1 protein-coding gene is annotated in these 537 nt (G+C 70.8%); it reads right to left on the bottom strand.

Annotated features, from left to right (window positions below; all coding sequences use genetic code 11):
- Positions 1 to 49 precede the first annotated feature (49 nt).
- A partial coding sequence (locus tag U9980_RS07995) for a (2Fe-2S)-binding protein (RefSeq protein WP_416210192.1) occupies positions 50 to 537 on the bottom strand: 488 nt, incomplete at its 5' end.

The following is a 537-nucleotide window of genomic DNA, read 5'->3' as shown; positions in this document are numbered from 1 at the left end:
GATCACCGGGTGAACGTGAGTGCGTCATCGGCCCACAGCCTGCCATCGATCACCGACGGGCGTCCTGGACGGACCGGATGGCGGCGATGATCCGCCCGTAGCCGGTACACCGACAGATGTTGCCCGCCAAGGCCTCCCTGATCTCGTCCTCGTCGGCGCCCGGACGGCGGGCCAGCAGATCGGTCACGGCGACGACGAACCCCGGCGTACAGAAGCCGCACTGGACGGCCCCGTGGGCGAGGAACGCGGCCCGCACCGCCCTGGCCGGACCGCCCGTGCCCAGCCCGGCGACGGTCGTGATCTGAGCGCCTGCGGCGTCCGCCGCGAGCACCGTGCAACCCGCGACCAGCCGGCCGTCCATGAGCACCGAGCAGGAGCCGCATCGGCCCTGCTCACAGGCGTCCTTGACCGACATCACGCCCAGGTGGTCACGCAGCACGCCGAGCAGGGACTCCGACAACCAGGCATTGGTAACCGGCCGCAGCACCCCGTCGATGTGCAGGTGATAGGACACCTGCGGATCAGTCTCGGCCCCGG

This window comes from Protofrankia sp. Cr1, from assembly GCF_963555865.1.
Classification (GTDB): Bacteria; Actinomycetota; Actinomycetes; order Frankiales; family Frankiaceae; genus Protofrankia.
This window is presented reverse-complemented; position numbering and strand designations above follow the sequence as displayed.